At 70.4% G+C, this 7622-nt stretch carries 6 protein-coding genes; 1 reads left to right on the top strand and 5 read right to left on the bottom strand.

Annotated elements, in window-relative coordinates; translation table 11 throughout:
• Window positions 1-2597, top strand: a 2597-nt coding sequence (locus tag VFW24_18395; protein HEX5268742.1) for a vitamin B12-dependent ribonucleotide reductase, incomplete at its 5' end; no start/stop codon positions are given.
• A gap of 122 nt (window positions 2598-2719) precedes the next feature.
• Here VFW24_18395 and VFW24_18390 read toward each other — a convergent pair.
• The 5 genes from VFW24_18390 to VFW24_18370 all read right to left on the bottom strand — a co-directional run.
• The gene (locus VFW24_18390; protein HEX5268741.1) at window positions 2720-4450 is read right to left on the bottom strand and encodes an ABC transporter substrate-binding protein; all 1731 of its coding nucleotides are present in this window, start codon (window positions 4448-4450) and stop codon (window positions 2720-2722) included.
• Complete coding sequence (locus VFW24_18385; protein ID HEX5268740.1) at window positions 4431-5174, bottom strand: acetoacetate decarboxylase family protein; 744 nt, start codon at window positions 5172-5174, stop codon at window positions 4431-4433. Before VFW24_18385 ends, VFW24_18390 begins: the two co-directional genes overlap by 20 nt.
• A 47-nt stretch (window positions 5175-5221) precedes the next feature.
• Window positions 5222-5536 (bottom strand): hypothetical protein, encoded by a 315-nt coding sequence (locus tag VFW24_18380; GenBank protein HEX5268739.1) that lies wholly within the window; start codon window positions 5534-5536, stop codon window positions 5222-5224.
• A gap of 10 nt (window positions 5537-5546) precedes the next feature.
• Entirely contained in the window at window positions 5547-6305 is a 759-nt protein-coding gene (locus VFW24_18375) for an AAA family ATPase (GenBank protein ID HEX5268738.1), read from the bottom strand.
• Between the two features lie 51 nt (window positions 6306-6356).
• On the bottom strand, window positions 6357-7622 hold a 1266-nt coding region (locus VFW24_18370; GenBank protein ID HEX5268737.1), incomplete at its 5' end, for an acyltransferase.

Raw genomic sequence — 7622 nt, 5'->3', positions numbered from 1 at the left:
CCACGAACATCGTCGCCCAGAAGTACTTCCGCGGCCGCCTCTCCTCGCCCGAGCGCGAGGCGAGCGTGAAGCAGATGATCGGCCGCGTCGTCGACACCGTCGTCGCCTGGGGCAAGGAGGGCGGCTACTTCGCCGACACCGACGAGGCCGACACGTTCGAGGCCGAGCTCAAGGCGATCCTCGTCAACCAGTACGCCTCCTTCAACAGCCCGGTCTGGTTCAACGTCGGCTTCGAGGCCGCGCCGCAGTGCTCGGCCTGCTTCATCCTCTCGATCGAGGACTCGATGGAGGCCATCCTCGACTGGATCCGGCGGGAGGGCGTCATCTTCCGCGGCGGCTCCGGCTCGGGCGTCAACCTCTCGCGGCTGCGGTCGTCGAAGGAGCAGCTGTCGAAGGGCGGCTACGCCTCCGGGCCCGTGTCCTTCATGCGGGGCGCCGACGCGTCGGCGGGCACCATCAAGTCGGGCGGCAAGACGCGGCGCGCGGCGAAGATGGTCGTCCTCGACGTCGACCATCCGGACGTCGAGGAGTTCATCTGGTGCAAGGCCAAGGAGGAGCGCAAGGCGCGCGTCCTCGAGTCGGCCGGCTACGACATGTCCCTCGACTCGCCGGACTGGGCCTCGATCCAGTACCAGAACGCGAACAACTCCGTCCGCGTCAGCGATGTCTTCATGGAGGCGGCGACGAAGGGCGAGGAGTTCAACCTCGGCGCGCGCACCGACGGCACCGTGCTCGAGACGCGCGACGCACGCGACCTGTTGCACCAGATCGCGGCTGCCGCCTGGGAATGCGCGGATCCGGGCGTCCAGTACGACACGACGATCAACTCGTGGCACACGCTCCCGAACACGGGCCGCATCAACGCCTCGAACCCGTGCTCCGAGTACATGTCCATCGACGACTCGGCGTGCAACCTCGCCTCGCTCAACCTCATGAAGTTCCGGCGGGAGGACGGCGAGCTCGACGTCGAGGCGTTCGAGCACGCGGTCGACGTCGTCTTCCTCGCGCAGGAGATCCTCGTCGGCTACTCGTCCTATCCGACCCCCGAGATCGGGCGGAACGCGAAGCGGTTCCGGCAGCTCGGGCTCGGCTACGCGAATCTCGGCGCGCTGCTGATGGCACGCGGGCTGCCGTACGACTCCGACGAGGGACGCGCGTACGCGGCCGCGATCACCGGCCTCATGACCGGCCGGGCGTACCGCAAGTCGGCGGAGATCGCCGCCCGCATGGGCTCGTTCGACGGCTACCAGGTCAATCGCGCGCCGATGATCGGCGTGATCGCGAAGCACCGGGCTGCGGTCGGGAACATCGAGCACGCGGATTCCGTGCCGGCCGACCTGCTCGGCCACTGCCGCAAGGCGTGGGACGACGCGCTTGACCTCGGCGAGATCCACGGCTTCCGGAACGCGCAGGCGACCGTGCTCGCTCCGACCGGGACGATCAGCTTCATGATGGATTGCGACACGACCGGCGTGGAGCCCGACTTCTCGCTCGTCAAGTCGAAGAAGCTCGTCGGCGGCGGCGAGATCACGATCGTCAACAAGACCGTGCCGATGGCACTCGAGCGGCTCGGCTACGCGCCGCGCGAGGTCGAGGAGACCGTCGCATTCATCGACGAGCGGAACGGCGTCGTCGGCGCGCCCTACGTGAAGACCGAGCACTACCCGGTCTTCGACTGCGCCGTCGGCGAGCGGGCGATCCACTACCTCGGACACGTCCGGATGATGGGTGCCGTCCAGCCGTTCATCTCCGGCGCCATCTCGAAGACCGTGAACATGCCCGAGGACGCAGGCGTGGAGGACGTCGAGCAGCTCCACATCGACGCCTGGCAACTCGGGCTCAAGGCGGTGGCCATCTACCGCGACAACTGCAAGGTGGCCCAGCCGCTGTCGACGGCCAAGAAGGAGAAGGACCAGGCTCCCGCTCCCGTGGTCCTCGACCCCATCCTGGCCCAGAAGGTGGCCGAGCTGGAGAAGCAGCTCGCCATCCAGACGGTGGTGGTCAAGCAGCCCATCCGGGAGCGGCTGCCCAAGCGCCGGCGGTCCGAGACCTTCGCCTTCCGGGTTGCCGACTGCGAGGGGTACGTGACGGTCGGCGAGTACGAGGACGGCCGACCGGGTGAGGTCTTCATGAAGGTCTCCAAGCAGGGATCGACCCTGGCCGGGGTGATGGACGCCTTCTCGATCTCGATCAGCCTGGGCCTCCAGCACGGAGTCCCGCTGGCCACCTACGTCCGCAAGTACACCAACATGCGGTTCGAGCCGGCCGGCATGACCGACGACCCCGATCTGAGCCTGGCGTCGAGCCTCGTCGACTACATCTTCCGGCGGCTGGCGGTCGACTACCTGCCCTACGAGGAGCGGGAGGAGCTCGGGATCCTCACCACCGACGAGCGCACCCAGCCCACCCTTCCGGGCGTGGAGGAGACCACCACCGAGACCATCGGGGTGGTGGACGTCAGCGACACCGCGGTCGAGATCAGCCCGATCGGGGAGATCAAGGACGCCCCCTACTGCTACCAGTGCGGCAACGCCATGCAGCGGGCCGGGTCGTGCTTCGTCTGCGCCAGCTGCGGGACGACCAGCGGCTGCTCCTGACCGCGGTCAGGCGGGACCGTCCCATCAAGGCCGGACGGTCCCGCCGGGCTCCCGTCGGACCGGGTGGTGGCCAGCGCCATGGCCTCGGGGAGAGGCGCGCCGGCCGCCCGGGCCTCCACGGCTCAGCTCATCCAGATCTCGGTCAGCCAGATGTTCGAGCCGTTGAGGGCGGCCGCCCGGCCGCCCTGGGGCAGGGAGAGCCCGGTCGCGTAGCCCGCCACGTTGCGCCGGGCCGCCACCGCGCCGAGGGCCCGGCCCGTCCAGATGTAGGGGACGTCGGCGGCCAGCCGCCGGGCCACCTTCTGGTACGCCCCGATCCGGGCGGACCGGTCGGGGTTGGTCCGCCCCACCTGCAGGGCGGCCTCGATCTCCGGGTCGGCGTTGCGGGCGAAGTTCACGGCGAACTTCTTGAGCGGCGCCACCGTCGTTGCCGACCAGAACGGATAGTTCATGTCGGGGTCCGGCGCCGAGAACTGGCCCCACGACGACGCCGCATAGTCCCCGATCAGGATGGCGCTGATCTGGGCCGTGCTCGTGGGCGTGTCGATGGAGCTGACCGTTATCCCGGCCTTCCTCCACATCTGCTGGAGGACCTGCATCTGGTTGAGCTGTGTGGTACCGGCGGTGATCAGCGGAAATGAGATCGGCCCCTTCTCCGCCTGGTACGCCTTCACCAGCGCCTGGGCCTTGGCCAGGTCGAAGGTGGGATAGCCGGTCGGCGAGTACCAGGGGTTGCCCGGCTCGAACGGGCCCGACGAGGGCGGGACCAGGTTGGATTCGGTGAGCCGGCTGAGCTGGCGTTGATCGGTGGCGGAGGCGAGGGCCCGGCGGACCCGGACGTCGTCGAGGGGCGCCACCTGCGTATTCAGCATGATGAAGTTCTGGCTCGGCTCACCCACGTCACCGTGGACGTTGCTGAGAACGGTGAACTGCGACTGATGCAGGAGCGAGGCGATCGTGTCGTAGGCCGCGGTCTGGATGAGGTCGACGCCGCCGGCATCGAGGGTCTGAATCCGCGCCGTCTCGTCGGGGATCGGCTTGAAGGTGATCTGGTCCAGGTAGGGCAGGCCCGATCGCCAGTAGTGCGGGTTGCGGGTGGCGACGAACTGCACGTTCGAGTCCCAACGCTGGAACACGAACGGCCCGGTTCCCACCGGGTGATTGGCTCCGTTCGGGTCCGCCAGCATCTTCGGCGAGGGGATGAAGCCGAGCTGGGCCGCTCCGCCGGTTCCTCCCGACAGATAGGCGTCGAAGGCCACCCAGGGCTGGCCCATCTTGACGCTGACCGACAGGTTCCCTGTCTTGGAGACGCTCCGGATCAGCTTCTGCAGGGTGATCGAGTAGGTCGGGCTCGCCACCACCTGGTTGAGGTACGTGACCAGGGCGTCGGCGTCCAGGGGGGTCCCGTCATGGAAGACGACGCCGGGCCGCAGGGTGATCGTCCACACGTCGTAGCTGGCGTTGGGGGTGACCGACTGCGCCAGGTAGGGCTTGACCGAACCGTCCGACGCCTGGATGGTCAGCGTGTCGAACACGGCCCGGGCGTAGTAGACGGCCGGCGAGGTGAAGTCGCTGGCCACGGGGTTCAAGCCGTTGGTCTCGGCGTCGATGCCGATCTTGAGCGAGCCGCCCCGTTTGGGGGTGCCGGCGGAGGCGGTGCCGGGGCCCGACGCCGGCGATCCGGACGAGCCCGAGGCCCCCGAGCCTGAGGAGCTGCACGCCGCCAGGAGCCCCGGGGCGCCGCCGAGGAGGGCGGCGCCTCCCGCCAGGCGGGCGGTCAGGCCGAGAAAGCCCCGCCGGTCGTAGGTCCGCTCCGGGCGGTCGGGGGCGGGACTACCGGTACTGGACGGCAACGTGTCTGGCGTACTCGGCCGGGTCGATGACGACGTCCTCGAGCACGTGGTAGAAGTCCGACGACGTCATCATGAACCGCATCGACTCCTGCTCGAGCACGGGCAGGTCGGCCACCGGGGTGCCGGGCAGGTCGCGCAGCACGATCTTGCCGTCGACCAACTCGGCGGACTCGGGCTTCATGGTCTGGTGGAGGGTCACGAGGAACGGCCCGGCGTCGAAACCCGGCCCCTCGACCGCGGGCAGGAACTTGTACCAGAAGTGCAGGAGCGGGTACGGCTCGGGAGTCGGGAGCTTCTCGGTCACGTCTCCCACCACGTCGATGATCGTGACCCCCTGGCGGGTGACGCTGGCCCGCACGTGGTCCCCCTGGCGCTCGAAGGCCATCTCGGCCATCTTCTTGGGCTCCCCGTAGCGCTCGCGGCTGGGGGCGATGGCGTCGGCCAGGTCGATCGGCATGACCAGGCAGTGCTGGCCGAGCTGGTCCCCGTACATGGCGTCGACCAGGAACGAGCAGACGATCTCGTGGAGGTGCCCGTTGACCTCGATGCGCGTGAACCGGACGTGGACCCGCGGCTCGGGCGGTGCGGTCAGAGGCGGCGGCAGCGCCGCCGCCAGGACCTCGGGATCGGTCAGGTAGGTGACCTCGAGGCGGGCATTGGCAGGAAACGGCACCACCTCGCCCCCCTCCCCGCTCACCGGCTCCTGGACCCAGCGGTTCTGCATGACGCCCCCTCCCCCGAATTTCGAATCCGAGGTATAGCTCCGATCGGTCAGTCGTTCCAACCGATCCGGCACCACTGCCGCTTGGCGCAGTTGGGGCAGCGGATCCAGTGGGAGTGGCGACGCAGCGGGAACCAGGCCGAACCGGACAGGGCGCGCAGGCCGAGGTCGAACAGCGAGACCCGGCTCAGCACCCGGCAGCCCGAGCACTCCACGACCACGGTGCCCGGCTGGCGGGGGGCGGTCGAGAAGAGCGCCGCCTTTCCTTCCCGCCGCACGCCCGGAGCCAGGCGGTCCCCGGCGGCGGCCGGGGGGGAGCCGAAGAGGGCCTGCTTACCGGTGGGGTCGACGGCGCGGGGCGTCACCGGCCCTCGCTCAGCGGATCCGGCTGTCGAGGTGGGCGGCCAGCTCGCGATAGGCGTCGGCGGCGGGGGAGTGGGGGGCGTGCTGCAGGACCGAGCGGCTCCGGCCCGGCGCCTCCGCCACCTTCACCGACTTGGGCACCGGCGGGGGGAGGAGCTCGAGGCCGTGCTGCTCGTGGGCGTCGGCCAGGACCTGCTGGCCCAGGCGCGTGCGGCCGTCGTACATGGTGGCGATCACGCCCGCCACACCCAGTCCGGGATTGGTGAAGCTGCGCACATCGCCCACCGTCTCGAGGAGCTGGCCGACGCCGCGGCTCGACAGCGTCTCGCACTGCAGCGGGATGAGCACCTCGTGGGCGGCGGTCAGCCCGTTGATCGTGAGGATGCCGAGCGAGGGCGGGCAGTCGATGAGCACGACGTCGTAGCCGGACACCACCGGCTCGATGGCCCGCGCCAGCGCGTACTCACGCCCGGTCTTGGAGAGCAGGTAGATCTCGGCGCCCGTCAGGTCGATCGTGGCCGGAAGGATGTGGATGTCCCCGACCTTGGTGAGGGCGTCCGCGGCCGGGGTGCGGTGGACGATCACGTCGTGCAGCGAGTGGCCGAGCTCGGCGGCCACCAGGCCGAGCGAGTAAGTGAGGCACGCCTGGGGGTCGAGATCGACCAGGAGGACCTGCCGGCCCCGCTCCGCCAGCGCCGTGCCGAGGGAGTGGACGGTCGTGGTCTTGGCGACGCCGCCCTTCTGGTTGGCGACGGCGTAGACCTTGGGCACCGACCGATGATAGGGGAGCGGCTTCCGGGACAGAAGCGCCCCCGCCGGCCGTCAGCCGCTGGTGACGGGCAGTGGGATTCCGGTGTAGCCGGGCGGCGGCTGGTCGGCGGGACAGGCACCGGGCGGGTCGTTGTAGCGCCCGTCGTGGGTCCACGCCCCGGTCTCCCAGCCCGGGCTCATCGTCCCGAGGAGCAGGGGCTCCGCGATGGCGGTCACCACGGCCGAGCCGAACAGCGCCGCCCCGTACGGGCACATGTGGGTGTTGTCGAGCTTGCGCGCCCGGATCCAGGTCGTGCCCGACACGCGCATCCAGGTCATGACCCGACCGTCGGGCGCGAACACCGGTGTGGTCCGCAGGTAGGCGGCGTGGCCCGGGAAGGCGTCGGTGACCGAACGAGCGACGCGGTCCCATGCCCCCTGCACCTGGAGCTGCTGTTTCCACTTGGCGGCCCGCGCCACCGGATCGCTGACCGCGGGTGAGGGTCCGGTGGGGGGGTACTCGAGCAGCACCATCAGGTCCACGCCGTCACCGGGCGTGAGGATCGTTCTCACCGCCTGCTCGAGCCGGGTCCGGTAGGCCGGCGGATCGGCGGCCGCCAGCCCGTCGTCCCACGACCACGTGCCGATCACCACCTCCGGGCGGTACTGCCTGATGATCCGTTGGGCGTCGCTCGGCCACACGTGGTCGGTGCTCAGCCCCCAGCCCCCGAACGAGCTGTTGGCGGTGACGGTGGCGCGCCCGGTCGCCTCGAGAGCGGCGGTCAACCCCGCCGCGCTGTCGAACATCACGCTGTCACCCATGATCCAGACGCGCAGGGGATCCGACGGTGAGGGAACGCGTCCCACCGGCAGCGCCGCCGGCACCGAGCCGACGGTGGCGTTGAGCGTGGCCGGGCTGTCGCGGTGTGAGACCGGGGCGGCGCCCGCCGACACCGGCGCCGTTGTCCCGACGACGACGAGGGCGGCGGTGGCCAGGGCGCCGGCGGGAGCCAGGGCGCGCCGCCGCCACGCCGCCCAGTCCGCTCGCCGGAGAGGGGTCTCGACCAGGTAGTAGCTGGCGCACGTGGCGGCCAGCATCAGCGCCACCCTCAGCACCACCAGCGCCGCGCCGGACAGGCCGGTGGTGCTCGGGTTGACCAGGACGATGACCGGCCAGTGCCACAGGTACAGCGAGTAGCTGATCCGGCCCAGCCAGGCCAGGGGAGCCAGAGCCAGTACCCGGCCCACCGGGCCCCGCGGCGCCCGCAGGACGCCCACGATCACGGCCGTCGAGCCCAGCCCGGCCGCCACCAGCCCGCCGTCCCAGATCCAGGCGGG

This window comes from Acidimicrobiales bacterium, from assembly GCA_036273495.1.
Lineage (GTDB): Bacteria > Actinomycetota > Acidimicrobiia > Acidimicrobiales > JAJPHE01 > DASSEU01.
This window is presented reverse-complemented; position numbering and strand designations above follow the sequence as displayed.

Coding starts and splice junctions, on each gene's coding strand:
- VFW24_18385 (HEX5268740.1), bottom strand. CDS start 5,174: ATGCAGAACCGCTGGGTCCAGGAGCCGGTGAGCGGGGAGGGGGGCGAG.